Annotated in this window: 21 protein-coding genes and 1 pseudogene; 14 read left to right on the forward strand and 8 right to left on the reverse strand. The window is 66.9% G+C overall.

Annotated elements, in window-relative coordinates; translation table 11 throughout:
• Positions 1 to 80 precede the first annotated feature (80 nt).
• The 7 genes from HMPREF2716_RS10320 to HMPREF2716_RS10350 all read left to right on the forward strand — a co-directional run bounded on the left by HMPREF2716_RS10320 (position 81) and on the right by HMPREF2716_RS10350 (position 10,665).
• Positions 81 to 650, forward strand: coding sequence for a fimbrial protein (locus HMPREF2716_RS10320; RefSeq protein ID WP_003111034.1), 570 nt, complete (start codon positions 81 to 83; stop codon positions 648 to 650).
• Between the two features lie 30 nt (positions 651 to 680).
• Entirely contained in the window at positions 681 to 1,427 is a 747-nt protein-coding gene (cupB2, locus tag HMPREF2716_RS10325; protein ID WP_003159311.1) for a molecular chaperone CupB2, read from the forward strand.
• 321 nt (positions 1,428 to 1,748) lie between these two features.
• Entirely contained in the window at positions 1,749 to 4,283 is a 2,535-nt protein-coding gene (gene cupB3 / locus HMPREF2716_RS10330; protein WP_003119109.1) for a fimbrial biogenesis outer membrane usher protein CupB3, read from the forward strand.
• Positions 4,280 to 5,020, forward strand: coding sequence for a fimbrial biogenesis chaperone (locus HMPREF2716_RS10335; RefSeq protein WP_019726748.1), 741 nt, complete (start codon positions 4,280 to 4,282; stop codon positions 5,018 to 5,020). Before cupB3 ends, HMPREF2716_RS10335 begins: the two co-directional genes overlap by 4 nt.
• Positions 5,021 to 5,107: 87 nt before the next feature.
• Entirely contained in the window at positions 5,108 to 8,164 is a 3,057-nt protein-coding gene (locus tag HMPREF2716_RS10340; protein WP_003093368.1) for a two-partner secretion domain-containing protein, read from the forward strand.
• 66 nt (positions 8,165 to 8,230) lie between these two features.
• Positions 8,231 to 9,376, forward strand: a complete 1,146-nt coding sequence (locus HMPREF2716_RS10345) for a fimbrial protein (RefSeq protein ID WP_023085931.1) — start codon at positions 8,231 to 8,233, stop codon at positions 9,374 to 9,376.
• 644 nt (positions 9,377 to 10,020) lie between these two features.
• Positions 10,021 to 10,665, forward strand: a complete 645-nt coding sequence (locus HMPREF2716_RS10350; protein ID WP_003118222.1) for a response regulator — start codon at positions 10,021 to 10,023, stop codon at positions 10,663 to 10,665.
• A 14-nt stretch (positions 10,666 to 10,679) separates the two neighbouring features.
• On the opposite strand, the gene HMPREF2716_RS10355 is transcribed toward HMPREF2716_RS10350, so the two are convergent.
• From HMPREF2716_RS10355 to HMPREF2716_RS10370, 4 genes are all read right to left on the reverse strand, one after another.
• The gene (locus HMPREF2716_RS10355; RefSeq protein ID WP_003142989.1) at positions 10,680 to 11,369 is read right to left on the reverse strand and encodes an SDR family oxidoreductase; all 690 of its coding nucleotides are present in this window, start codon (positions 11,367 to 11,369) and stop codon (positions 10,680 to 10,682) included.
• A gap of 89 nt (positions 11,370 to 11,458) precedes the next feature.
• Positions 11,459 to 14,434: a non-ribosomal peptide synthetase gene (locus tag HMPREF2716_RS10360; RefSeq protein WP_070621884.1), complete on the reverse strand. Its 2,976-nt coding sequence runs from the start codon at positions 14,432 to 14,434 to the stop codon at positions 11,459 to 11,461.
• Between the two features lie 209 nt (positions 14,435 to 14,643).
• Positions 14,644 to 14,850 carry a helix-turn-helix transcriptional regulator gene (locus HMPREF2716_RS10365; RefSeq protein ID WP_003093358.1) on the reverse strand — a complete coding sequence of 69 codons (207 nt, stop codon included), beginning with the start codon at positions 14,848 to 14,850 and terminating at the stop codon, positions 14,644 to 14,646.
• Complete coding sequence (locus HMPREF2716_RS10370) at positions 14,847 to 15,221, reverse strand: hypothetical protein (RefSeq protein WP_003454200.1); 375 nt, start codon at positions 15,219 to 15,221, stop codon at positions 14,847 to 14,849. Before HMPREF2716_RS10370 ends, HMPREF2716_RS10365 begins: the two co-directional genes overlap by 4 nt.
• 106 nt (positions 15,222 to 15,327) lie before the next feature.
• Between HMPREF2716_RS10370 and HMPREF2716_RS10375 the strand changes: the two genes are divergently transcribed.
• Positions 15,328 to 16,164 carry a class I SAM-dependent methyltransferase gene (locus HMPREF2716_RS10375; RefSeq protein WP_043493526.1) on the forward strand — a complete coding sequence of 279 codons (837 nt, stop codon included), beginning with the start codon at positions 15,328 to 15,330 and terminating at the stop codon, positions 16,162 to 16,164.
• Here HMPREF2716_RS10375 and HMPREF2716_RS10380 read toward each other — a convergent pair.
• A complete protein-coding gene (locus HMPREF2716_RS10380; protein WP_003105255.1) occupies positions 16,161 to 16,829 on the reverse strand; it encodes a helix-turn-helix transcriptional regulator in 669 nt (222 codons plus the stop codon). The two genes, HMPREF2716_RS10375 and HMPREF2716_RS10380, sit on opposite strands and share 4 nt — an antisense overlap.
• 228 nt (positions 16,830 to 17,057) lie before the next feature.
• Between HMPREF2716_RS10380 and HMPREF2716_RS10385 the strand changes: the two genes are divergently transcribed.
• The 6 genes and pseudogenes from HMPREF2716_RS10385 to HMPREF2716_RS10410 all read left to right on the forward strand — a co-directional run bounded on the left by HMPREF2716_RS10385 (position 17,058) and on the right by HMPREF2716_RS10410 (position 23,966).
• The gene (locus tag HMPREF2716_RS10385) at positions 17,058 to 18,545 is read left to right on the forward strand and encodes an aldehyde dehydrogenase family protein (RefSeq protein WP_003121951.1); all 1,488 of its coding nucleotides are present in this window, start codon (positions 17,058 to 17,060) and stop codon (positions 18,543 to 18,545) included.
• Between the two features lie 190 nt (positions 18,546 to 18,735).
• Positions 18,736 to 20,226, forward strand: coding sequence for an APC family permease (locus HMPREF2716_RS10390; protein ID WP_043490378.1), 1,491 nt, complete (start codon positions 18,736 to 18,738; stop codon positions 20,224 to 20,226).
• A pseudogene (locus tag HMPREF2716_RS10395) lies at positions 20,201 to 20,780 on the forward strand (DUF3156 family protein). Before HMPREF2716_RS10390 ends, HMPREF2716_RS10395 begins: the two are co-directional and overlap by 26 nt.
• A gap of 160 nt (positions 20,781 to 20,940) precedes the next feature.
• On the forward strand, positions 20,941 to 21,891 hold the full coding sequence (feaR, locus tag HMPREF2716_RS10400) for a transcriptional regulator FeaR (protein WP_009877048.1): 951 nt from the start codon (positions 20,941 to 20,943) through the stop codon (positions 21,889 to 21,891).
• A gap of 268 nt (positions 21,892 to 22,159) precedes the next feature.
• A complete protein-coding gene (locus tag HMPREF2716_RS10405; RefSeq protein ID WP_003113045.1) occupies positions 22,160 to 23,044 on the forward strand; it encodes a dTDP-4-dehydrorhamnose reductase in 885 nt (294 codons plus the stop codon).
• Positions 23,037 to 23,966 (forward strand): NAD-dependent epimerase/dehydratase family protein, encoded by a 930-nt coding sequence (locus HMPREF2716_RS10410; protein WP_003093339.1) that lies wholly within the window; start codon positions 23,037 to 23,039, stop codon positions 23,964 to 23,966. The genes HMPREF2716_RS10405 and HMPREF2716_RS10410 overlap by 8 nt, the downstream gene beginning before the upstream one ends.
• Here the strand turns inward: HMPREF2716_RS10410 and HMPREF2716_RS10415 are convergent, their stop codons facing one another.
• The 3 genes from HMPREF2716_RS10415 to HMPREF2716_RS10425 form a co-directional block, all read right to left on the reverse strand.
• Positions 23,967 to 24,323, reverse strand: coding sequence for a SirB2 family protein (locus HMPREF2716_RS10415; protein ID WP_023128588.1), 357 nt, complete (start codon positions 24,321 to 24,323; stop codon positions 23,967 to 23,969).
• Positions 24,324 to 24,406: 83 nt separating this feature from the next.
• Positions 24,407 to 25,105, reverse strand: a complete 699-nt coding sequence (oprG, locus tag HMPREF2716_RS10420) for an outer membrane protein OprG (RefSeq protein ID WP_003093337.1) — start codon at positions 25,103 to 25,105, stop codon at positions 24,407 to 24,409.
• 147 nt (positions 25,106 to 25,252) lie between these two features.
• Complete coding sequence (locus tag HMPREF2716_RS10425) at positions 25,253 to 25,771, reverse strand: DUF3299 domain-containing protein (RefSeq protein ID WP_070621885.1); 519 nt, start codon at positions 25,769 to 25,771, stop codon at positions 25,253 to 25,255.
• Between the last annotated feature and the right edge of the window lie 9 nt (positions 25,772 to 25,780).

Here is a 25,780-nt window from a genome sequence, read left to right on the forward strand (position 1 = left end):
CTTGGCTACCTTGGCCGGTTCGTACTGCATCGGCTCTCCAGGGAGCAGCCAGGATGTTCCACAACTCCAAAGGAAATCAGATGAACAAGTTCAAACGTGCAATTCTTGCGCCCCTCGTTGCGTCGGGCACCCTTCTCGCGCTGATGTCCCCCGTGGCCCATGCGGTCGATGGGATCGTCAACTTCTCGGGCAACATCACCGACGTCGCGTGCGATATCAACGGCCAGGCGCCGGGTGCGGGCAACGTCACCAACGTCGACCTGGGTATCGTGGCGCCGACCCATTTCACCGCCGTCGGAACCAACTCCACTTTCCAGGAGTTCGATCTGGTCCTCTCCGGTGCCGGCTGCACCAATGACAAGAAGGTTTCCATCGCCTTCGATACGGTCACCAACGTCGACCGTATCAGCGGCAACCTGATGCTGATGGGGCCGTCGAAAGCCAAGGGCGTGCAGATCCAGATCTTCAACAATTCGGCGGCCAACACCACGAAGATCCCGCTGGGCTTGGTCGAGGCCGCCCCGCAGAAGGCAACCATCGACAAGAACACGGCGACCCTGAAGTACAAGGCCTCCTATGTGTCCACCGAGAAGACCGTGATCGCGGGTACCGGCCTGTCCCATATCCGCTACCTCCTGGCGTACGAGTAAGCGGCGGTCGACGGACGAAGAGGTGAGGCCATGGCGCCGCTAATGCATCGTTTTCATTCTTTCGTGGCGGCAAGCGCCGTGGCCATCGCCCTGTGCGTCGGAACGGCTCACGCCGGGCTGATCGCACAGGGCACTCGCGTCGTCTTTCCGGCCAGCGAGCGCGAGGTCACCTTGCGGATCAGCAATACCTCCGGCACTCCCGTGCTGGCGCAAGCCTGGATCGACGATGGCCGGCAGGACGTTCCCCCCGAGGAACTGCAGGTTCCCTTCAGTGTCACGCCGGCCGTGACGCGAGTGGACCCCAATGGCGGCGCCGTATTGCGCATCGCCTACCTGAAGGCCCCGTTGCCGACGGATCGCGAATCGCTGTTCTGGCTGAATATCCTGGAAGTTCCGCCCAGGGACGAAGACGAAAACAATGCATTGCAGTTTTCCTTTCGTTCGCGCTTCAAACTCTTCTTTCGACCCAGCCAGTTGAAGAGTGTCGATTCGGCTGCCGGGAAACTTCAATGGAAGTTTCTGGAGTCAGGGGGAGCAGGAAAAAAGACCGTAGTACAGGTAAATAATCCGACGCCTTACTACGTTTCGTTCGCCAGCGTCGAATTGATTGTCGATGGCCGTGTCATGTCCGTGGGAAAGGGAATGGTCGCGCCATTCTCGACGAAGGAGTTCGACTGGCAGGGAAATCCGAAGAACATGGAAGCCGCTTCCGTCAGATACGAAGTCATCAACGATTACGGTGGCCGCAATACCCTCGATAGGGCACTCGGCAAATAACCCCTCCGTTTCCCCGCTTTTTACTTACGGCCCGACATATGAGTGGCGATTTTAAAATCGCTGCAGGGATTACATATGCCCAAAGTTTCTCTTCATAGGTGCCTGTCCGCTCCCGCTTACGGTGGGCAGGTCGCCCTGTTGCGAATGGCGATACAGGGAGGGATCGCCGTTCGTTCCCTGCGATTCGCCTGTCTGCTGGCACTGTTTCCTTCCCTGTCCTCCTGCCAGTCCTGGTCCTCCGTCGGCGCCGCCGGCGTAGCCGGGGCGAAAGCGAAGGAGGCCAGGGCGGGAGCACCGGCGAAACAGCCGCAGGCGCCCGCGGTGGCCGTTGCGTCACCGGCCGGCGGGTTGGACGCACCGTCGCGGCGGATCGTCTTCGACGCGCAGATGCTGGCCCTGGGGCCGGGCGGACGCTCGATCGATACGTCGCGTTTCGAGCGCGGCGACGTCATCGAGCCAGGCCGCTATCGCCTCGACCTGCTGCTCAACAGCCGATGGCGTGGCGTCGAGGAAGTCGAGCTGCGCCGCCAGCCGGGGCGGGAAAGCGCGGTCTTCTGCTACGACCGGGGCCTGCTGGAGCGGGCGGGCATCGACCTGGAGAAGAGCGCGCGTGGCCAGGACCGTTCCTCGGCTCGCGATCCTCTGCCCGAAGGTTTGCACTGCGACCCTCTCGAGCGCTATGTGCCGGGGGCCCGGGTCAAGCTCGATATCGCCGAGCAGTCGGTCTATGTCTCGGTGCCCAGCTATTACCTGAGCCTGGATTCTTCGAAGACCTATGTCGATCCGGCGAGCTGGGACAGCGGCATTTCCGCCGCCTTGCTCAACTACAACAGCAATCTCCACGTCAGGGAAAACCACGGCAGGAGCGCCACCAGCGGCTATGCCGGGATGAACGCCGGCTTCAATTTCGGGCGGGCGCGCCTGCGCCACAACGGCACGGCCACCTGGTCGCGCCGCATGGGCAGCCATTACCAGCGTAGCGCAACCTATGTGCAGACCGACCTGCCGGCCTGGCGTGCGCAGTTATTGCTGGGAGAAAACTCCACCAGCAGCGAGTTCTTCGATGCGGTGTCCTTCCGTGGAGTGCAGCTTTCCAGCGATGACCGGATGCTGCCGGATTCGCTGCGCTACTACGCTCCGGTGGTCCGTGGGACCGCCAGTACCAATGCGCGGGTATCGGTCTACCAGCGCGGCTACCTCATCTACGAAACCACGGTGGCACCCGGGGCGTTCGCTCTCGACGAACTGCAGACCGCCAGCTATGGCGGGGACCTGGAAGTGCGGGTGACCGAAGCCAGCGGGGAAGTCCGCAGTTTCATCGTGCCGTTCGCCACCACCGTGCAACTGCTGCGCCCCGGAACCACGCGCTACAGCCTGACGGCCGGGCGGCTCAACGATCCCAGCCTGGAGCGTCGGCCGAACATGCTGCAGGGCGTCTACCAGCGCGGCCTGGGCAACGACGTCACCGCATACGCGGGCGGGGCCTTCACCGGCAGCTACATGTCCGGGTTGATGGGCGCGGCGCTGAACACGCCGGTGGGCGGATTCTCCGGTGACGTGACGCTGGCGCGTACCGAGGTTCCCGGCGACGACCGCCTTAGCGGCTCCAGCTACCGTCTCGCCTACAGCAAGAACCTGCCGAACACCGGCACCAACTTTTCGCTGCTCGCCTATCGTTACTCCACCGGTGGCTATCTCGGCCTGCGCGACGCGGCCTTCATGCAGGACCGGGTAGAGCGAGGCGAGCCGCTGGAGTCGTTCTCGCGCTTGCGCAACCGTCTCGACGCCAACATCAGCCAGCAACTGGGCAACGGCGGCAACCTGTACCTGAACGGCTCCTCGCAGCGCTACTGGAGCGGCGGCGGGCGGGCGGTCAACTTCTCCGTCGGCTACAGCAACCAGTGGCGCGACGTCAGTTACTCCATTTCCGCGCAACGCCTGCGCAGCCACTACGAAGGCTTTTCCAGCGGTGACAAGCGCGGCGAGACCAGCACGCTGTTCAGCCTGAACCTGTCCATTCCGCTGGGCGGCGCGGGACGCGGGTCGCCGACCCTGAGCAGCTACCTGACCCGCGACAGCAACAGCGGAACCCAGCTCACCAGCGGGGTTTCCGGCATGCTGGGCAAGCGTGGCGAGGCCTCCTACTCGCTGTCGGCCTCCCATGACCGCGACAGCCGGCAGACCTCGAAGAGCGCCAGCCTCGACTATCGACTGCCGCAGGTCGAACTCGGCTCCAGCCTCTCGCAGGGACCGGGCTATCGGCAGTTGTCGGTCAAGGCCGCGGGGGGCCTGGTCGCGCACAGCGGCGGGATCACCGCGGCACAAACCCTGGGCGAGACGATCGGCCTGGTCCACGCGCCAAACGCCAGGGGCGCGGCTGCCGGCTACTCGGGAAGCCGGATCGACCGCCACGGCTATGCGGTGATTCCCAACCTGCTGCCCTACCAGTTGAACAGCGTCGACCTCGACCCCAACGGCATGGCCGACGAGATCGAACTGAGGTCCAGTTCGCGCAACGTGGCGCCCACCGCCGGAGCGGTGGTGCGCCTCGACTATCCGACGCGGGTGGCAAGGCCCTTGCTGGTGGATAGCCGGATGCCCAGCGGCGAGCCCCTGCCGTTCGCCGCGGAAGTGCTCGATGCCCACAGCGGGCAGTCGGTGGGCGCCGTCGGCCAGGGCAGCCGCCTGGTGCTGCGGGTCGAGCAGGATCGCGGCTCGGTTCGGGTGCGCTGGGGCAACGAGCCGCAGCAGCAGTGCCTGGTCGACTATGCGCTGGGCCCGCGCGAGACGACGCCTCCCGTCCTGCAACTGGCATGTCGCCCGGCGTCGGCCGCCGACCGGGAGCGCACGCTGTGACCGGCGTCGGCCTGGGACGATGCGGCACGGCCTGTGTCCTGCTGGTGGCGCTGGTGGCCGATGCCTCCGCCTCGCTGTCCGTGATCGGGACCCGTTTCATCTATCCGGCGGGCGTTTCCGCGCTGACGATTCGCGTCGGTAACGTCGGGACGCGCCCGGCCCTGGTCCAGGCCTGGCTCGATCGCGGCGACGAGACGGCGGACCCGAGCGCTGTCACGGTGCCGTTCATCCTGTCGCCGCCGCTGTTGCGCATGGACCCGCAGGAGACCCAGGCGCTCCAGCTTCGCCATACCGGCGAGCCGCTGCCGGACGACCGGGAATCGCTGTTCTGGGTCAACCTGCTGGAGGTGCCGGGGCGGGAGGACGGCAGCGGCAACCTGCTGCTGGTGAGCTACCGCCTGCGGATGAAGCTCCTGTTCCGTCCGCAGGGTCTGGCCGGCGATCCGCGAGCCGCCGCGCGCCAGGTCGTCTGGCGCCTGCGTCCGGCGGTACGGCCGGGGCAGCGGGCGCTGCTGGAGGCGGACAACCGCAGTCCCTATCACGTTTCCCTGGTGCGCCTGGAGCTGGGCGAGGGCGACCTCGCCATGTCCCTCGGCAGCGTCACCTTGCCGCCTTTCGCCGTTACCCCGTTGAGTCTGCCGGCCGTGCCCGGCGAGGCGGTGCGGGTCCATTTCGATGCGGTGGGGGATGACGGCCAGATCGAGCGCGGCGACGCGCCGGCAGAGAGATACCCGTAGGAGTTCGGCAGGGCCCGGGGAGTTGGGCTCCTGCCGTAGCACGGCCCTGCGAATAGGTCGCGGGGTTTCACTGGAGGAAGGAAGCACATGAACAAATGCTATGCACTGGTCTGGAACGTATCCCAGGGCTGCTGGAACGTCGTCAGCGAAGGCAGTCGCAGGCGCGGCAAGCCCGCCGGCGCCAAGGCGGCGATCGCCTCCGCCCTGGCCCTGCTGGGCGCCACGGCCCTGGCTCCGGCCTATGCGCTGCCAAGCGGGGGAACGGTGGTCGGCGGGAGCGCGAACGGGGAGATACACCTGTCGGGCGGCAACAGCCTGTCGGTCAACCAGAAGGTCGACAAGCTGATCGCCAACTGGGACTCCTTCAGCGTTGCCGCCGGCGAGCGGGTGATCTTCAACCAGCCGAGCAGTAGCTCGATCGCCCTGAATCGGGTGATCGGCACCAAGGCCAGCGATATCCAGGGCCGGATCGATGCCAACGGCCAGGTCTTCCTGGTCAACCCCAACGGCGTGCTCTTCGGTCGCGGCGCCCAGGTCAACGTCGGCGGCCTGGTGGCTTCCACGCTGGACATCACGGATGCCGAGTTCAACGGCAACTCCTCCAGATACCGTTTCACGGGTCCCTCTACCAACGGTGTCCTCAACCAGGGAGGCGCCATCACCGCGGCGGAAGGCGGCAGCATCGCCCTGCTCGGCGCGCAGGTCGACAACCGCGGGACGGTTCTGGCGCAGATGGGCGGTGTCGGGCTCGGCGCGGGCAGCGACCTGACGCTGAATTTCGACGGCAACAAGCTGCTCGACATCCGCGTCGACGCCGGGGTCGCCAATGCGCTGGCAAGCAACGGCGGTCTGCTCAAGGCCGACGGGGGGCGAGTCCTGATGGCGGCCAGGACCGCCAATGCGCTGCTCAACACGGTGGTGAACTCCCAGGGTGCCATCGAGGCCCGTTCGCTGCGCGGCAGGAACGGGCGGATCGTGCTCGATGGCGGCCCGGACGGCAAGGTCATGGTGGGAGGCGCCTTGTCCGCCAATGCGCTGAACGGACCAGGGCACGGCGGCACGGTCGAGGTCCGGGGGCAGGCGGTGGAGGTGGCCCTGGGCACCCAGGTGAACACGCTCGCCAGCAATGGCCTCAACGGCACCTGGAAGATTGCCGCCGACAAGATCGACGTGCGCCCGTCGGCGGTGTCGGATGGCGTCACCGTTCATGCCGACACCCTGTCGCGGAACCTGGCGAGCACCAATATCGAACTGGTTTCGACCAAGGGCGACCTGGACCTCGACGGCTCGGTGAGCTGGGCATCGGGCAACCGGCTGGGGCTGGGCTCCGCGGCCGACCTGACGCTGAATGGCAGGCTGAATTCCAGCGGCGCCAAGGCTGGGCTGGAGCTGAAGGCCGAAGGCGCTATCGATATCAATGACAAGATCGTTCTCGGCGGGGCTGGCAGCGCGCTGGCCATGGATGCCGGCGAAGGCCACCGGGTGAACGGCACGGCGTCGGTCTCCCTGGCCGGGGCCAACGCGACCTACGTCTCCGGCGGCTATTACTACACGGTGGTGCAGAACCTGGCGCAGTTGCAGGCGATCAACAAGAACCTGGACGGCCTGTACGTGCTCGGCGGCAATATCCTGGGCGGCAGCTATTACTGCACGGCACTGCAGTCCATCGGCGGGCCCGCCGGCGTCTTCAGCGGCACCCTGGACGGTCTCGGCAACAGCATCGGCAATCTCTCGATCAGCAACACCGGGCCGAATGTCGGGCTGTTCGCCCGCTCCTCGGGCACCCTGAGCAACCTGAAACTGAACAACCTGCGGGTATCCGATAACACCTACGGCTCCGGTCCGTCTTCGCTCGGCGCCCTGGTCGGGATCAACAGCGGGCGTATCGCCAACGTCAGCGCCAGCGGGGTCTCGGTCGTCGGCAGCCGACTGCGCTCCAACGCACTGGGCGGCCTGGTCGGGCGCAATATCAACGGGCAGATCACGAACGCATCCGTCAGCGGCGGCGTCACCGCTTATGCGGCGAGCACGGCGGTCGGCGGTCTGGTGGGGGAGAACTTCACCACCGCCTGGGGGCCGGAGGCGGTCATCGAGAACGCCCACAGCAACGTCCATGTGGCTGCACAGTCCACCGAGCGCAACAGCCTGGGCGGCGTCGGCGGCCTGGTCGGACTGAATGCGAAGGCCACGATCAGGGCGTCCGGCAGCCAGGGGAAGGTCGAGACCTACCGGCCCGGCCTGAACGTCGGCGGCCTGGTCGGCTACAACATGTTCGGCCACGTCTCCGATAGTAGCGCCAGCGGCCAGGTGGAGGCCGGCGGCGCGGGGTATACCGGCGGGCTGGTCGGCCTGAGTTCCGGCGGCGAGATATTCCGCTCGCAGGCGAGCGGGTCGGTGTACAGCAAGGGCGGCCTGGCGACCGGAGGGTTGATCGGCAAGGCAGAAGGCAACGGCATGCTCGGAAACCTGAAAGCCAGCGGCAGCGTCATGGACCAGGGGGGCGCGGATCTGGGCGGGCTGGTCGGCAACAACAGCCAGGGTGCCATCGAGACCGCCGAGGCGACGGGCAAGGTCAGCGGCGGCAGCAACAGTCGCGTCGGCGGGCTGATTGGACACAACCTCGGCGGTTCCGTCGCCCATGCGATCTCGCGCGGCGACGTGAGCGGCGGCTTCAACAGCCTGGTGGGCGGGCTCGTCGGCCACAACGGCGGCGAACTGTTCAACGTGGATGCCAGCGGCAGGGTCAGCGCCGCTGCGAGTGCGTCGGTTGGCGGCCTGGTCGGCAGCAACGCCGGTTCGATCCTGTCGGCGCGCAGCAGCAGTACCGTCAGCGGCGGCGGGCGCAGCCGCATCGGCGGCCTGGTCGGCGAGAACCAGATCCAGGGACGCATCGTTTCGTCCATGTCGGAAGGAACCGTCAGTGGCGACTACTACGTCTCCATGGGCGGGCTGGCCGGTGTCAACCTGGGATCGATCGAGTACTCCGGCGTCAGCGGCAAGATCGACTTCAAGCCTCAGTCCCATTACGGCCAGATCTACGGTGCGCAGGTCGGCGAGAACCGTGGGGTCCTGGGCGGCAACTACGTGATCGGCGAGGCGGCGCTCCTGCCGCCTGCCGGTATCGACTACGGCAACATCTGGTAAGGCCGGCAGGGGCCGCTTTCGCCTGGAGTGCGGCCCTCTTCCGCAGGCGCAATCTTGGAGAGTTCCATGAGCATGAGGTTATTTCCTGGCCGCGTTTCCCTGCGCCGCCGGCCTGGCGCGCAGGCTCGGCAGGCGCTCGTTCTCGGTCTCTGCTGCCTGACCGGCGGCCAGGCCTGGGCCCTGAACGACATCGCCCTGAACTGCTCGTTCGGCAATGGCCAGGGCATGCCCTGGCGTGTGGTGAACGAGCTGACCAGCGGCACGGCGAAAGGCACGGTGCTGTTCGCCAGGCCGGTGAGCCTGTTCCTGAGCTACAAGCCCCAGGCTTCCCAGGAGGCGCATGAGCTGGTCCTCGGGGGGAACTGGTCCGGGGTGGGCTATCCGGGGCCCTACGGCACGGTGGCGTCCGACGTCAAAGGCATCGGCTATCGGATCTCGGTGGATGCCCAGGACGGCGTCAAGCGGGTGATTCCGGTCGACAACCAGCCCCATGCGCTGGACAAGCGAGTCACGAGCTTTTCCGGAAGCACGACCAGCGACTACCTACAGGAACTGGTCCTGACGGTCGACCCCGGCGAGTTGCCTGCCGGCGACCTGAAGGTAACCAGCGTATCCGGCAGCGCCACCCTGAATCTCTGGGCGGTGGACAGGCTGAAGGGCGAAGCGTCCATCGGCAGCGTCCTGGCGGTGCCTGCGGACAACTACCCCACCGGGGTTTGCCGAAAGCCCTATTCGCTGATCGGCCCGGCCTCCATCGCTATCGGCGGCGGTCCCCCGCCGCCGCCGATCCCGAAGAAATGCAAGGTCGAGGTGGGACGGGAAATCAACGTCAAACTGGGTAGCGTCGCGTTGAAGAATTTCCCGCGGGTCAACGACACCTCCACGGAGCGCTCCTTCGATATCTCTCTCAGCGAGTGTGCGGCGCTGGCCAAGCCGGAAATCGCTTTCCGCGACAAGTATGTCTCGGCGCAGCAAGCGGACCCGACGATCCTCAGCTTGAAGAGCGGCGGCGCGGCGGGGTTCGGCATCGTCGTGAAGAACGGCCTGGACCAGCAGCGGATACGTTTCGACGGCACGCCCTACCCGATGCGGCGTGTCGGCGACAGCGCCGACCTCCCGCTGAGTGCCGCCTACATCCGTATCGGCGCGGAGGGCGAATTGAAGGCCGGGGTCGCCGACGGCGCCGCCGAGTTCACGTTTACCTTCCCCTGAGCGGCGCCGCCGCTCTTTCCCCGGCGTTTCCCGCCCCGCCTCGGGAAGCGCCGTCGGCCGCTTTCGCGCCAGCCCTCGCGAAGGCTCGGCCCCTCACCTCCAGTGGTTGCAGATCGCCGAAGGCGCTCTGCATATCGCTCCGCTGCTCGTCCTGGGTCTCGTGCGCACATGCCATTCCCGCACGCGGAATACCGATATTGCGTATGGGCGAAGGCTTTCTGAGGGATATGCAAGTTTCCTCGGTAGGATTTCGCGCAAATAAACGAACGCTATTTTCCAGGCGATAGTTTCAGGTTGTGGCGGAACTCTTTTTTCAAACTTTTTGCTGCTCTGACTTGTCCGTTTCGTATTTCATAATTTTTCATAAGTGTCTGCGTAGGCGTTTTTCGGGGGCTGTTTCAAGTGTCTTTGTTGTTAGTTTACGAGGCGAAAAAATAGTAGTTTTACTATATTAAATATCGTCGGTTTCACTAGAAAATACACATGTTCACTTTGAACCGGGGCAGTGGCGTCGGCGGATTCCGGACCGCGCTTTCCTCCTTGCCGGCCGAGCGGCGGCCGCCTGCCTGCGGCAGGCATGACCGAGACCACAGGTTTCCTGGTAACGCTTTCGCCTGCCGTGTACCGCTTAAGGAGACGCAAGGATGTCCCTACATCGCATTCGCGTAATGGTTGCGGATGATCATCCCGCCATTTCGCTGGGTATTTCCTACGAACTGAGTCAGTGCGGTTCTTTGGAGATGCTCGGTCAAGTTTCCAATTCTACCGAGTTGATCGGTCGGCTCAACGAAGGCGACTGCGATGTCGTTATCGTCGACTATACGATGCCGGGCGGGAAATATGGCGATGGACTGGCATTGTTGTCATTGCTGCGGCGACGTTATCCGCATCTGCAATTGGTTGTCTTTACCATGCTGAACAATCCGGGCCTTATCCGGGCCATTCTCAAGCAGGGTATCAATTGCATCCTCAGCAAGTCCGACTCGACCAGTCACCTGCTGGCGGCGGTGAGCGCGGCCTATTCGCGAAACCAGTATTTCTCGCCGTCGATCAGGGACATCTTCGTCAACCAGGTGCTTTCCTCGCACAACGAACGGCTGACGCCCCGGGAGGCGGAAATCGTCCGTCTGTTCGGCTCCGGACTGACCATCACCGAGATCGCCGAGCGCTCGCATCGCAGCGTGCAGACCATCAGTACGCAGAAGGTCAGTGCCATGAAGAAGCTCGGCATCAAGCGCGATGCCGACCTCATCAGGTATGCGGCGGAGGGCTATTGCCGGATGCCCTGACGGATCGGCCCGCTTCACCAGGGCAGCGGCTGGTTCCGATAATCGACGAAGCGACAGGCATTCACGCCCGCGGCATCCTCCACCGTCGCGACCAGTCCGGCGGCGCTTTCCTCGACGCTCAGCGGCGCGCTGTCGCCGCCCATTTCGGTACGCACCCAGCCGGGATGCAGGAGCAACAGGCTGAACGGCAACTCCTCGAACTCGCCCTCCCAACTGCGTACCAGGCTGTTCAGCGCCGCCTTGCTGGCGCCGTAGAGCGGCATCGTGGCCGACAGGCCCAGCGCCAGGCTGGCCATCTGCGAACTCATGAACGCCACCACGCCACCCCGGCTAACCCGTCCGGACAGTGCCCTGGCCAGGCGCAGCGGCGCGATGGCGTTGGTCAGGAATAGCTGGGCGGTCTGCTCGGCGTCGATTTCCGCCACATCCTGTTGCTGCGGGCCGTAGATGCCGGCGTTGACGATCAGGCGATCGATCCGCCGCTCGCCCAGCATCTCGCCGATGCGTTCGGCGCAATCGTGTTGGTTGAGGTCGCCGGTCACCGCTTGCAAGCGCTCCCCGGCCCGCTCCGCCAGTGCCTGCAGCCCGGGAGAGCCTTGCGGTCGCCGGGCGACGGCGAATACCTGTGCGCCACGTTGCAGGAAGGCATCCGCCAGTCCCAGGCCGATGCCGCGCGAGGCGCCGACGATCAGAACGTTGTGCATGAGGTTCTCCGGGCGATAAAGCGGACAGGATACCCAAGCGCGTCCCGCTGCGGTAACCGCCGCGGCGACCGGCCGCGGCGGCCTCGACCTTACCGCATGGCGCTGCCGCCCAGGCCGGCGAGGTACAGGTCGAGCAGGCGGTCGTCGAACTCCGGCTCGCGCACGGCGCTCCCGCGCAGGTGTTCCTCGACGTTGGTGCAGTCCCAGAGATAGGTGTCCTGGTACAACTCGACGGTGCTGCGGCCGGCGTACATGTTGTCGCGGAACATGCTCAGCAGGGGATAGAGCGGGGCGTCGCGATTGTCTTCCCAGAGACTTACCCAGTCGTCGAACGGCATCTGCCGAAGGGGACGCCCGGCGCGTCGCCCGAGACGGCCGAAGAACTCGTCCAGGGTCAGGCAGCGCGGAATGCTCGGCACCAGGTTGAATTTCTTGCCCAGCGCCGAAGGCTGGCGGGCGATGACGCTGATCGCCTCTACCATGTAGTCCACCGTGGTCAGGCCCTCGCGCAGCTCGCGCAGGAGCGGCACGGCCCGGTACTCCAGGCAGGTCCGCGCCAGCCGGCTCCACCACTGGTAGTCGGCGTAGGCGCCGGTACGGCTGTGGCAGGTGGCGTAGCCGAGGCGGAAGGTCATCAGCGGCAGGCCGCGTTCAGCGGCGAGGTCGGCGATCTTTTCCATCACCCATTTGCTGCGCACGTAGCCCATGTCGGTGACCACCGCCGGCAGGTTCTGGTCGATGTCGTCGTCCTCGCGCATCAGGCGCTTGCCGGTATGCAGGTGGCCCCAGCTGTACACCGAGATGCTCGACAGCAGCATCAGCGGCTTGCAGCGGCCGCTGGCGCAGAAGCGCAGGACCTGGCCGAGCCCCTCGACGTTGTCGCGCTTCATGTAGCTGTACGGCTGGATGAAGTTCACCGCGCTGGCGGAATGGAAGACCTGGTCGACGCTGCCGGCCAGCTCGCGATAGGTTTCCGCCGGTAGTCCGAAGCCTGGTTCGGCGAGGTCGGCGGCGTAGGCCCTGACCCGTCGCCAGTCCGACTCGGCGAGTTCGATGCGGTGCTGCCGGGCGGCCTGGCGCAGGCGTTCGAGGGCGTGGGCGTCGTTTTGCGCACGGACCGGACAATGCAGGTCGGCCTCGCGGCTGGCCAGCAGCTCGGCGAGCAGGTGGGCGCCCATCAGCCCGCTGGCGCCGGTGAGCAGGATGTGCCGTGGCGCCAGCAATTGGGCGGTGTCCATGGGGCGGCTGAAATCCACGTCGGCGGGCAGGCGCACGTCCCGTTGCAGCTCCTGGGCCGGTTCGCTGTCCAGCGCCGGCGGCGCTTCGCCGGCGCGCCGCGCCAGGCTGGCCGCCAGTTGGCGCACGCTCGGGGTGCGGTAGATGTCGTGGATGTAGGCACGGTTGCCGAAGCGTCGGCTCAATTCGCGCACCAGGGCGGCGGCCAGCAGGGAATGGCCGCCGACCTCGAAGAAGCTGTCGTCCAGGCCGAAGTCGGTATGCCCCAGCACTTCCTGCCAGGACAGGGCCACTTGCAGTTCGCCGGGGGTGCCGAAGCGTTGCTCGTCGAGTCGTTCCTGGCATTGTTCGTCCAGGTGTCGACGCAGGGCCTGGCGGTCGATCTTGCCGTTGACCGTGGTCGGCAGGCTGTCCAGCGACAGGTAGCGGCTGGGCAGCATGTAGTCGGGCAGTTCCTGGCGCAGTGCGGTCTTGATGGCGGCGAGCACGGCCCTGGCATCGCCGTCCTGCTGGCGGGGGACCACGAAGGCGCTCAATTGCTGGCTACCGGAGCGTGGGTCGGCATGCGCCAGCACCACCGCGCCGTGGATAGCCGGCTGGCGCAACAGCGCGGCCTCGACGTCGCCGAGTTCGACGCGGTGGCCGCGGATCTTCACCTGGTCGTCCAGCCGTCCGAGGAACTGCAGGCTGCCATCGGCCAACCAGCGGGCCTTGTCGCCGGTGCGGTAGAGCCGACGCCGCAGTGCCTGCGAGTAGTGGAAGCGCCTGGCGGTCATGTCCGGGTCGCGCAGGTATTCGCGCGCCAGGCAGACGCCCGCCAGGTTCAGTTCACCGGGTCGGTCGCCATGGCAAGGCCGGTCGTCGGCGTCGAGGATGAATGCCTCGCAGCCGTCGATGGGCGTGCCGATCGAGGCGGGTCGCCGATGTGCTTCGGCGTCGACGATGCGGCAGGTGGCGAAGACCGTGGCCTCGGTCGGGCCGTAGTAATCCACCACGGTATAGGGCAGCCCGCCGGTTGCGACCGGCGGCAGTTTTTCCCCGGCGCAGAACAGGTAGCGCAGCGCCAGCGACGGCGGGGCGGGCTGCTCCGCCAGCGCGGGCACCATCACGGTAGGCGCGAAGGCGTGGCTGATCCGCTGCTCGGCGAAGAATGCCAGCAGCGCCGCCGGGTCTGGGCGCACCTCGTCGGGCACCAGGTGGAGGCAGGCGCCTGCGCACAGGGTGGACCAGATTTCCCATTGGGAAACGTCGAAGCCGACGCCGGCCATCAGGGTGGTGCGGCTCCGTTGATCCATATTGAAGCGCCGGTTGTGCCAGCTCACGAGGTTGGCCAGGGAGCGACTCTCGATCACCACGCCCTTGGGTTCGCCGGTGGTGCCCGAGGTGAAGATCACATACAGCGCTTCGCTGCCGTCGAGCGCCGGTCTCGGCGCGGCACCCGCCGCACTCGTCGCGAGCGCCTGTGCTATGACCTCCACCGGTTGCCCCGGCAGGTCCTCGGCCTGGGTGGCGAGAACCACGGGGGCCTGGCACTGGCGGAGGATTTCCTGCTTGCGCCTGTCGGGTTGCCGACGGTCCACCGGTACGTAGGCCGCTGCGCACTTGGCGGCCGCCAGGATGGCGATGACCAGTTCGGCCGAGCGTTCGGCCAGCAGGGGCAGCAGCTCGCCCCGGGCGACGCCGCGCCTGGCCAGGTGGGCGGCCAGCCGGTCGCTGAGCCGGTCGAGTTCGCGGTAGCTGAACGAGCGCTCGCGATCGACGAGGGCGGGGCGTTCGGGATGGGTATCTGCGTGTTGCCTGAATAAGCCAAGAACAGAATCTTTCGACATGGCTGAGACTCCTGTCTTGCCGGTGGAAAAGACGTTATCCGTGGTTTTTCAGCGTATCGAGCGGGGACCAGGGGGAAGGCTGGCGATAGGCCTGGTCCAAGGCTAGCCCCGAGGGGAAATGCGGCAACTGCCATTTGGTACAGGGTAAGGGGGGCTTGCCACCGGGGTCGCCAGGGGCGCCCCGGACATTTTCGGAAGCGGGACCGGACTCAGTCCAGCTGGCCTTCCCGGTCGTCGAAGATCGCTTCTATGGCCAGTCCGAACACCCGGGCGAGCTTGAAGGCCAAGGGCAGGCTTGGATCGTAGCGGCCGGTTTCGATGGCGTTCACCGTCTGCCGCGATACCTCCAGCTTTCCGGCCAGCTCCGCCTGTGACCAACCGCGCTCCGCGCGCAACTCGCGAACGCGGTTCCTCATGCGTAGCGCCTCAGTCCCAGGGCGCAGCCGATGACCCAGAACGCGCCCATCAGGGGCCAGACGAAGAACATCGAGAGTTTCGGAAAGCCGGTGGTTTCGAGGAAACCGTAGGTGAAGGTGAGCAGGGCGGTGCCGACGAAGGCCAGGGCGAGGGCTTCGAGATGGATGCGCCGGGCCATTTCGTCGAGGCGCCGCAGGTAACGGATCACCACCAGCGCCAGGGCGACCATCGGTGGCACCGGCAGCAGGGCGAGGAAGACCCGGCCGGCGCCCGGTTCCGTGCCCGCCAGCAACTGGCCGCTGATCAGAACGGCAGCGGCATAGGCGACCAGCGCGAGAAGCAGTTCGAGGAAGAAACGTTTGTGGGTCATGGTTGAACCGTCCATGTAAAGGGGGCTTTACATTGGCCGGGATGCTCTTCTTTGTCAAGCAAGCTTTACATTCTCCATGGGCTTGCCTTGGCGAGGAGACTCGGGGATGGTAGCGGGCGGTCTCTGGGAGAACGGCGAAATGGCGACGGGCGACGAATTCGACGCGCTGCTGGTGGAAGCCGGCCGCACACCGATGCGCGGCTGGGAATACGACTATGGCGGACGCATCCGCCTGGAACCGCCGCCATGGGATTTCCCGGGGCGCATGCTGGAGCGCTGCCGGGCCGCCGCCAGCCTGCTGGACATGGGCACCGGCGGCGGCGAATGGTTGAGCCGGCTGCCGTATCGCCCGCCGCTCACCGTGGCTACCGAGGGCTGGGTGCCCAACCTGGAGATTGCCCGGGGTCGTCTGGAGCCCTTGGGCATCCGCGTGGTCGAGGTGGAGGGCGCGCCGGACAACCATCGCCAGGGCCGGGAGGGCGATGGCGGCGGGGCGTTGCCGTTCGCCGATGGCACCTTCGACCTGGTCGGCAACCGCCACGAGTCCTATCTGCCATCGGAGGTCCGGCGGGTGCTGGCGCCCGGCGGCTGTTTCCTCACCCAGCAGGTGGCCGGCGACTTCAACCGCGAGTTCTATGCGTTGCTCGGCGAACCGGCGCCGACGCCGGAGGCGCCGCACTGGAACCTGGGTTTCGCCCGGGCCCAGCTGGAGGCCGCGGAGTTGCCGCCGGTGGCAGGCGGCGAAGGTTGGGAGGTGTTGCACTTCGCCGATGTCGGCGCCCTGGCCTGGTACCTGTTGAACCTGCCCTGGGTATTTCCCGGTTTTTCCTTCAGGCGCCACCGCGAGCGCCTGCGCGGCCTGCACGAGAGCGGCAAGCCGCTGGCGGTGCGGCAGTTCCTCTTCTGGCTGGAGGCGCGCAACCCCCAGGCCGCGCGCGGCTAGAGGAAGAGTCGCTTCACCAGCTCGGTGCGGCTGCGCGCACCGGTCTTGCGGAACAGGTTGAGCAGGTGGGTCTTCACCGTCGGCAGGCCGAGTCCGAGGCACTGCGCCAGGCATTTGTTGCTGACGCCGTCACGCAGCAGCAGGGCGATCTCCCGTTCCCTCGGCGTCAGGCCTTGCAGGCGCTCGGCGCTGGCCGCTGGCGTGGCGCATGCCTGCGCCGCCAGCTCCATCAGGCCATGCAGGGCGCGCAACTGTCGCAGCTCCTGGTCGGAGAAGGCCCCTAGGCGGGCGTCGCGCAGTAACGACAGGGCCGCCACCGGACGCTGCTGCGCATGCGCCAGTACCTCGACCACGTCGCAGATCCCGTGGCGTCGCAGGAAGCCCTGGTACAGCGCGCTGTCCTTCGCGGGCTGGCGGGCGATGCCCTGGCGCAGCGGCACTACCGGCGAAGCGCTGGCCAGGCAGTGGCGCGGCTGCAGCGGATCGTAGTCGCGGTAGTGGCGCAGGTAGTCGCGGTGCATGCCGGCCGGCATCCGCAGGAGCTGGAAGTCGTGTGCGCGACAGTCCTCGTCGATGCGATAGAACACGCACAGGCTGGCCGGCACCACCTGGGTGAAGGCCTGCATGCAGCGCAGGCCGAGGTCGGGCGACAGGGTCGAAGACATGGCGCGGGGCTCCCGTGGGACGAGGCGGCGGGACGTCCACTGTCCCGCCTGCCGGGCAGAATGTCCATGCCCCGGCGTGCCGTCTTGTCTTTCTCTGCCTGGCTTGGCAGGCAGCGGCAAGAAACCCGGCAGGCTGGAGCAAGCGAGCGGGGGAGCGGCGGGTCCAGAGTATTCCCGGGTAGTAGGCGCATGCACGACGCAGCGCCGTCGCCAAGCCGAGGAGCACACATGAGTATTGCCATCGACCCGTCCGTCAGCGCCTTCTTGCGCAGTCCCCATGGCCTGCTGATCGACGGTGAGTCCGGGCCGGCGCGTTCCGGCGCCGACATGCCGCTGTACGACCCGGCGACCGGCGCCGAGCTGGCTCGCGTGGCCCGCGCCGGCGCCGAAGACGTCGACCGGGCAGTCGCTGCCGCGCGGCGCGCGTTCGAAGGCAGCTGGGCAGGCCAGCGCCCGGCCGATCGCGAGCGCCTGCTGCTGCGACTGGCGGAACGGGTCGAGGCGCATGGCGAGCAACTGGCGCAGTTGGAAACCCTGAACAACGGCAAGTCGATCAACCTGTCGCGGGCCCTGGAGGTCGGCGCCTCGGTGGAGTTCATCCGCTACATGACCGGCTGGGCGACCAAGATCGAGGGCCGCAGCCTCGACCTGTCGATCGCCGCGGTCCCAGGCGCGCGCTACCGGGCCTACACGGTGCCGGAGCCGGTGGGCGTGGTCGGAGCCATCGTGCCGTGGAATTTCCCCTTGCTGATGGCGATCTGGAAGATCGTCCCGGCCCTGGCCTGCGGCTGCACCGTGGTCCTCAAGCCGGCCGACGAAACCCCGCTGACCGCCCTGCGCCTCGGCCAGTTGTGCCTGGAGGCGGGGATTCCGCCAGGAGTGGTGAACATCGTCACCGGCACGGGCGCCGAGGCCGGCGCGGCACTGGCGGCGCACCCGGGCATCGACAAGCTGGCGTTCACCGGCTCGACCCCGGTGGGCAAGCTGATCGGGCATGCGGCGGTGGAGAACATGACGCGTTTTTCCCTCGAACTCGGCGGCAAATCCCCGGTGATCATCCTCGATGACACCAGCCTGGACATGGCTGCCGCCGGTTCCGCCGGCGCGATCTTCTTCAACCAGGGGCAGGTCTGCACCGCTGGCTCGCGCCTCTATGTGCAGCGCAAGCGTTTCGACCAGGTGCTGGAGCGCCTGGCGGCCATCGCCGGCGACCTGAGCATCGGCCCCGGCCTGGATCCGACCACGCAGATCAACCCGCTGGTCTCGGCCAGGCAGCAGGAGCGGGTGCTGGGGATGATCGAAAGCGGTGTGGCTGAGGGCGCCAGCGTGGTCTGCGGCGGGGCGCGCCAGGGCGAGACGGGGTTCTACGTGCAGCCGACGATCCTTGCCGACGTCACCCCGGGGATGCAGGTGGTGCGCGAGGAAATCTTCGGGCCGGTGCTGGTGGCGACGCCCTTCGACGATCTCGACGAAGCGGTGCGTCTGGCCAACGACAGCATCTACGGGCTCGGTGCGAGCATCTGGTCCAACGACCTGCGCCAGGTCATGGACCTGGTGCCCAGGATCAAGGCCGGCACGGTATGGGTGAACGCCCACAACCTGCTCGACCCGTCGATGCCGTTCGGCGGCTTCAAGCAGTCCGGCATCGGCCGCGAGATGGGCCATGCGGCGATCGAGGCGTACACCGAGAACAAGTCGGTGTGCATCGCCTACTGATATCGATGAAATCGGGGTGAGCCGATTCGTTCGGCTCTTTCGCTGCCCTCCGCGGCAGCCTTTTGTTCGACACGCTTCGCCTGCCGGCGGAGCGTACGGGACGCCGGCGCGTCCCGCAGGGCGCCTGGCGCGCCCTGGCAGGGCCTGACGCAAGAACAACAACAGCAACGCTGCCGTCGAGGATACGTCGATGTCCAACTCCAGACTCACCCAGCACCTGCTCCGCGGGCGGGTTGGTTTCCCCACCGCCCTGGCCAGTTCGGTCGGGTTGATCATGGCCAGCCCGGTGATCCTCACCGCCACCACCGGCTTCGGCCTGGGCGGCGGAACCTTCGCCGTGGCGATGCTGGTGGCGCTGCTGCTGATGCTGGCGCAGTCCACCACCTTCGCCGAGGCCGCCTGCCTGCTGCCGACCCGTGGCTCGGTCTACGACTACCTGTCGTGCGGCCTCGGGCGCTTCTTCGCGATCACCGGCACGCTGTCGGCCTACCTGATCGTCCATGTGTTCGCCGGCACCGCCGAGACCATGCTCAGCGGCACCATGGCGCTGGTCAACTTCGAGTCGCTGAATACCCTCACCGAGCCGGGCGGCGGCGCCTGGCTGGTGGGCGTCGGCATGGTGCTCTGCTTCGGCCTGCTGAATGCGCTGGGGATCACCGCCTTCGGTCGCGCCGAAGTGATCCTCACCTTCGGCATGTGGAGCACCCTGATGATCTTCGCCGTGGCCGGTCTGCTGCGCCTGCCCGCGGTGGAGTTGCAGGGCTGGTTCGGGGCCTCGATGGTCGGCGACGACCTGCCGACCCTGCTGTCGCTGGTGGGCATGGCGATGTTCATGTTCGTCGGTTGCGAATTCGTCACGCCGCTGGCGCCGGAGGTGCGCCACGCTTCGCGGACCCTGCCGCGGGCGATGGCCCTGGGGTTGGTCGGGGTGGCCTGCTGCATGTTCCTCTATGGCGCGGCGATGCGCCGGCAGGTGGAAAACCTCGACCTCGGCGGCGGCCTGCACCTGCTGGAGACGCCGATGGCGATCCCGCGATTCGCCGAGCAGGTGATGGGACCGTTCGGACGCATCTGGCTGGGCGTGGGCCTGCTGTTCGCCGGGGCCGCCACCATCAACACCCTGATGGCCGGCCTGCCGCGGATTCTCTACGGGATGGCGCTGGATGGCGCCTTGCCGAAGGCCTTCACCTACCTGCACCCGCGCTTCAAGACACCGTTGCTGTGCATCGCCGTGGCAGCGGCGATTCCCTGCCTGCACGCCTGGTGGCTGGGCGGCGACAGCGAAGGGATCATCCACCTGGTCCTGGCGGCGGTCTGCGCCTGGGGCACCGCCTACCTGCTGGTGACCCTCTCCGTGGTGCTGCTGCGCATCCGTCGCCCGGACCTGCCGCGCGCCTACCGCTCGCCGCTGTTCCCGTTGCCGCAGCTGTTCTCCAGCGCCGGAATCCTGCTGGGGATGTTCTACATCACGCCGCCGGGTATGAACCCCGCCGACATCTACCTGCCGTTCGCCCTGATGCTCGGCCTGGCGGCCGCCTACGCCCTGTTCTGGACCCTGTGCGTACAGCGGGTGAATCCGTTCCGTCCGCTGGCGGTGGAAGAGGTGCTGGAGAAGGAATTCGCCGAAGAGGACCAGCAGCAGCGGGAGAAGGCGTATGTCCGCCTGGGCGCGCTGGTATGAGCGCCACTGGCGCGACTGGCGGCCAGCCGCCTATCGCCCCGGAGCCACCCTGGCCCTGGTGCGGCGCAACCTGGCTGCGTGCGACGGCGAGGCGCAGGACGGCAGGCTGTTGCTGCGTACGAAAGAGCTGAGCCTCGAGGTTCGCGAGCGGGTCCAGGCGCACCTGTTCATGCATATCGTCAGCACCGAGTTCAGCCTGTTCGTGGCGGCGCCTGGGGGGCCTCCGGCCAGCCTGGAGCTGCGTCACGCCGGTTGCTTGCGGCGTCGCGGCATCCTTTGCAAGGTGCGCCGCGGGAGCGGGCCCGAGCCGTTGCGGGAGGCCTTGCAGGGGGGGCGACCGGGCCTTGCTGGAGCAGCTCATGCCGCTGGACTTCCGGAGCTTGCGCCTCTGCCGCGACGACAGGGGCTGGACCGTGAGCCTGGAACACCTGGGGGCGTGCGAGGTGGTCAACCGCTTCCCCGCCTATCGCCGCTACATCCCTCTGGTCGCCGAGCAGCGCCTGGCCCTGCTGGGCGCCTTCGCCCAATTGCAGCGCCTGCTTTCTCCCGCCTGAACGGCCCTTGCCGGCTCTCCCGGATGCGTATCCGCCGGTCCATTTGCGCTAGCTTGTGGGTATATCGATAACATGTTAATCATGTCGGCAGCGCTGCGTGGCTCGGTAATTGCCGCGCCATACAACAATAACGATGGCCGTTGCCGTCAGGAGGTGCCCGGTGCATACCCTGTCTTCCGCACACAACAGCTTCGAAGCCTGGAACCAGGCGTTGCGCCAGGTCTGCGGGCGCTTCGAATCGCAGCCCGCGCTGAACCGGACGCTGTTCATCGGCGATATCTCGCGGCAGGACCTCGGCGGCCTGGAGCTGGCGCAGATCCGCACCAACGCCGGGCGCATCGCCCGCCAGGCCACCCATGCCGATCATGACGACGACCGTCACTGCTTCCTGGTCGTCCAGCGCAGCGGCCATGCGCAACTGCGCCAGGGTGGGGACAGCATAGAGCTGGCGCCAGGGGAAATGGCGCTGATGGACTCCGCGGGCGGCTGCGAGATCATTCCCCACGGACTCATCGAACACACCTCGTTCCATCTCTCCCGCGACCAGGTATGCCGGCACCTGCCACCCAGCCAGCGGGCCTTCGGCAAACTCTCGCCGAACTGCGCCAGCGGTCGCCTGCTGAGCCTGCTGGTGCAGCAGGTGTGCGCCGGAGAACTGCAGCCGTGGGCGGTGGCGGACGAGGGCGGGGCGTTGCAGGAGGCGCTGATCGCCCTGCTCGGGCCGGCGCTACAGCACGCCGGCGAGGAATTGGAGGGACCGCTGGCCGGGCTCTATGGCTACAGTCTGCGCCGGCACGCGGAGCGTCTGATCGAGCAATCCCTGCAGGAGCCGCGCCTGAGTCCGGACATGCTCGCCGGCCGCCTGCGCATCTCGGTGCGCCAGTTGTACCGGTTGTTCGAGGAGCAGGGCGACAGCGTCTGCCGCTACATTCTCCGCCAGCGCCTCAGCCGCAGCGCCGCCGACCTCGGCAACCCACGGCTGCGCGGCGAATCGATCACCTCCATCGCCTTCAAGTGGGGTTTCAGCGACTCGGCGCATTTCAGCCGGGCGTTCAAGAAGCAGTTCGAGGTTTCGCCCAAGGACTATCGGGCCGGCGCGCTACCGGCCTGACGCCGCCGCGCGCTGCCATTCGTCCCGCCGATCCGCGCCGCAGGCGGAGCTGGCCCGGTGAATGCTTGACGCTTCACCGGAGGCACAGCAAGAATGCGGCGTGTCAGGTTGCATGAAAATAACGGCGGCGCTGTCCGGGGTACCTGCCGCGACAAGCAGCACCCGATGCCCGCACCTTTCATGTCGCCAGCGAGGCGCAGGATGTCATTGCCTTGGGGCGTGCGCCGCGTCGCTATTCACTATCAGATTTCGAGTGCCCCCCTACACCATGCGAATGCGCCTGATGCTTTTGGGCGGCGGTAATGCCCTTGGACAGGCGCTGATCCGCCTAGGGGCGGAGGAAGACATCGGTTTCCTCGCGCCCAGACCACCCGAGCAGGGCTGGGATGCCGCCAGCCTCACCACCCTGCTGGACGAAACGCGCCCCGACGCGGTGATCAACCTCGCCTTCTACCACGACTGGTTCCAGGCCGAGCAGGTCGAGGCGGAGCGCCTGGGCGCCCAGGAGCGCGCCGTCGAGCGCCTCGCGGAGCTCTGCCAGCACTACGAGATCCTGCTGGTCCAGCCGTCCAGCTACCGGGTCTTCGACGGCGCCCGCGCCACCGCCTACAGCGAGAAGGACGAGACCCTTCCGCTGGGCCTGCGTGGCCAGGCGCTCTGGCGCATGGAGCAGAGCGTGCGCGCGGCCTGCCCGCGACATGTGCTGATCCGCTTCGGCTGGCTGCTGGACGAAAGCCCGAACGGCTTGCTGGGACGTTTCCTCAGCCGCGCCGAACAACCGCAGCCGCTGTTCCTCGCCGACGACCGGCGCGGCAACCCGACGCCGGTGGACGACGCCGCGCGGGTGGTGCTCTCGGTGCTCAAGCAGCTCGACTGCCAGGCGCCGCTGTGGGGCACCTACCACTACGGCGGACTGGAAGCGACCACCACCCTGGCGCTGGGACAGGTGATCCTCAACGAGGCGCGTACCTATCGCTCCAACCTGATCCAGGAGCCTTCGGCGGAGGCCCATGCCGCGCGCCCGGACGCGCTCGACGAGCCGCAGCACGCGGTGATGGTCTGCAAGAAGATCCTCCACACCTTCGGCATCAAGCCGCGCGCCTGGCGCGCAGGTTTGCCGGCTCTATTGGACAGGTACTACAGGCATGTTTGAACGCCCCATCCTGATCACTGGCGGCGCCGGTTTCATCGGCTCCCACCTGACCGACGCGCTGCTGGCGCGCGGCTACCGCGTGCGTGTGCTGGACAACCTGTCCACCGGCAAGCGCGACAACCTGCCCCTGGACGACGAACGGGTAGAGCTGCTCGAAGGCGACGCCGCCGACGCGGCGACCCTGGCGGCCGCCCTGAAGGGCTGCGCGGCGGTCGCCCACCTGGCCGCGGTCGCCTCGGTACAGGCCTCGGTGGACGACCCGGTCGCCACCCACCAGAGCAATTTCATCGCCACCCTGAACCTCTGCGAAGCGATGCGCGAGCAGGGCGTGAAGCGCGTGGTGTTCGCTTCCAGCGCAGCGGTCTACGGGCAGAACGGCGAAGGCACGGCGATCGACGAAGACACCCCGAAGTCACCGCTGACGCCCTACGCGTCGGACAAGCTGGCCAGCGAGTACTACCTCGATTTCTATCGCCGCCAGCATGGGCTGGAACCGGCGATCTTCCGCTTCTTCAACGTCTACGGGCCACGCCAGGACCCGTCCTCGCCCTATTCCGGGGTGATCAGCATATTCACCGAGCGCGCCCTGAAGGGGACGCCGATCACCGTGTTCGGCGACGGCGAGCAGACCCGCGACTTCATCTACGTCGCCGACCTGGTCGATTTCCTGGTCCAGGCGCTGGAGGCGACGGCGGTGGAACCCGGGGCGGTGAACGTCGGCCTGAATCGCAGCATCAGCCTGAAGCAGTTGCTGGCAGAGATCGGCCAGGTGCTCGGTGGCCTGCCGCCGGTGACCCACGCCGACGCGCGAGCCGGTGACATCAGGCATTCGCGGGCGAACAACGAGCGCCTGCTGCGGCGTTTCCGCTTCGACCAGCCGACGCCGATGGGCGTGGGCCTGGCGCGCCTGCTCGGCCGCTGATCACCACCAGGGCTTGTTCAGCGCCAGGTAGAAGATCCCGCCCAGCAGGGTGAGGCTGAGGACGCTGAGCAGGCCCTTGCCGGGGCCCCGCGCCATCCGCAGGGCGAACGCCGCGCAGACGATGTAGCCCAGCAACAGCCCCAGCTTCGCCAGCAGCCAGAGCGGCAGCGGCCAGGGCATCGCCAGGTGCACCAGGCCGAGCGCGCTGAGCAGCAGCAGGGTGTCCATCAGGTGCGGTCCCCAGCGGCGGATGCCGCTGGCCTTGCGCCCCGACCAGTTCCAGGCCAGGCGCCAGACGAACAGGGCGGCGCTGCTGAGGGCGAAGGTGATGTGCAGGGTCTTCAGCCAGAGGTACATGGGGTCCGTTTCCACAGGATGAAAAAAGGCGCCCGAAGGCGCCTTTTCCCGTTGGGGGCGCAAGCCCCGCGACAGTCTACGACTCAGAACTTGTAGCCGAAACCGATCATGTAGACCCACGGATCGACGTCCACGTCGACCTTGGTCTTGTTCACGCCCAGGGCGCTCGGGCCGTTGATGCTGGCCTTGGTGTCGATGTCCATGTACCAGACGGCCATGTTGAACAGCGCGTGCTCGTTGAGCATGTAGTCGAAGCCCAGTTCGCCGGCCAGGCCCCAGGAGTCCTGCAGCTTCATGCTGCTGAAACCCTGCGCCTTGCGGTTGCTGGCCAGGTCTTCGTCGAAGAAGGTGGTGTAGTTCACGCCCAGGCCGCCGTAGGGCTGGAAGGCGCTGTTGGTACCGCCCATGGGGTAGTACTGGAGCAGCAGGGTCGGCGGCAGTTGCTTGATGTCGGCCAGCTTGCCGTCCAGGCCCGGGCCGAGGCCCTTGACGTCGACCTGGTGGTTGAACGGAGTGGCGGCGACCAGTTCCACGCCCCACTTGTCGGCGAACATGTAGGTGAAGGTCAGGCCGAGCTGGGTGTCGCTGTCGACAGTCGCCTTGGTACCGCGCTGCTTGGCGCCGTCCAGCTTGATGTCGGAACTGCTGTCGTCGGGATCGACGGTGGCGAAGCCGCCACGGATGATGAAGTCACCGGCCTTGTGTCCTTGAATATCCGCAGCGGCGAACGGGGAGGCGACGGTGAGGGCCAGCAGGGAAGCGGTAAGCCAGGACTTACGCATGATGAGCTCCATTCCTTGTATTAGAAAGTGTTGGTGCTGCTAATGGTCAGCCAGCTAACAGTTGCCTTCCTTGACACAGCTCAATCAATCCTAGGAGCAAATGTGACCGCCGCAACGTAAATGGCGCGGCGGATTGTCGCATGTCGTTCAGCCACCTTCGTATTCGTAGGGCGTCACCTTGCTCGCCTGCATGCGGTAGCCGGCCGCCGCAAGCTCGCTGCTGGCGTTCTCCACCTTGAAGGTGCCCTCGACCCAGAATGGCTGATACAACTCGTCCATCTGCACGCCCTTGGCGGTCTTCACGTAGACGATCTGGTTCGACGGCGGCGGCGGTACGTGGATGCAGGCGCCGTAGTAGGGGACCAGGAGGAACTCGGTGACCAGCCCGGCCTCGCTGATTTCCAGCGGCACGATGTAGCCCGGCAGCTTGGCCTCGATGCCGTCCAGTGCCTTCACCACCGGGGCGTTGGGGCTCTGCTGGCTGGCCGCCGGACCGGCTTCGCTGAGGGCGTTGGCGAGGTCGTGGATCGGCAGCGGCGCCGGGGCGGGCGGGGCGCCGGCCGGGATCAGTTGCGACCAAGTCAGTTCGCGCGGCGTGGCGCGCGCCACGGCACTGCCCAGGAGCAGGGCGAAAGCCAGCAGGAGGACGGTCAGGGAGCGCAGCATCGGGGAATA

This window comes from Pseudomonas sp. HMSC076A11 (assembly GCF_001810205.1).
GTDB lineage: Bacteria > Pseudomonadota > Gammaproteobacteria > Pseudomonadales > Pseudomonadaceae > Pseudomonas > Pseudomonas aeruginosa.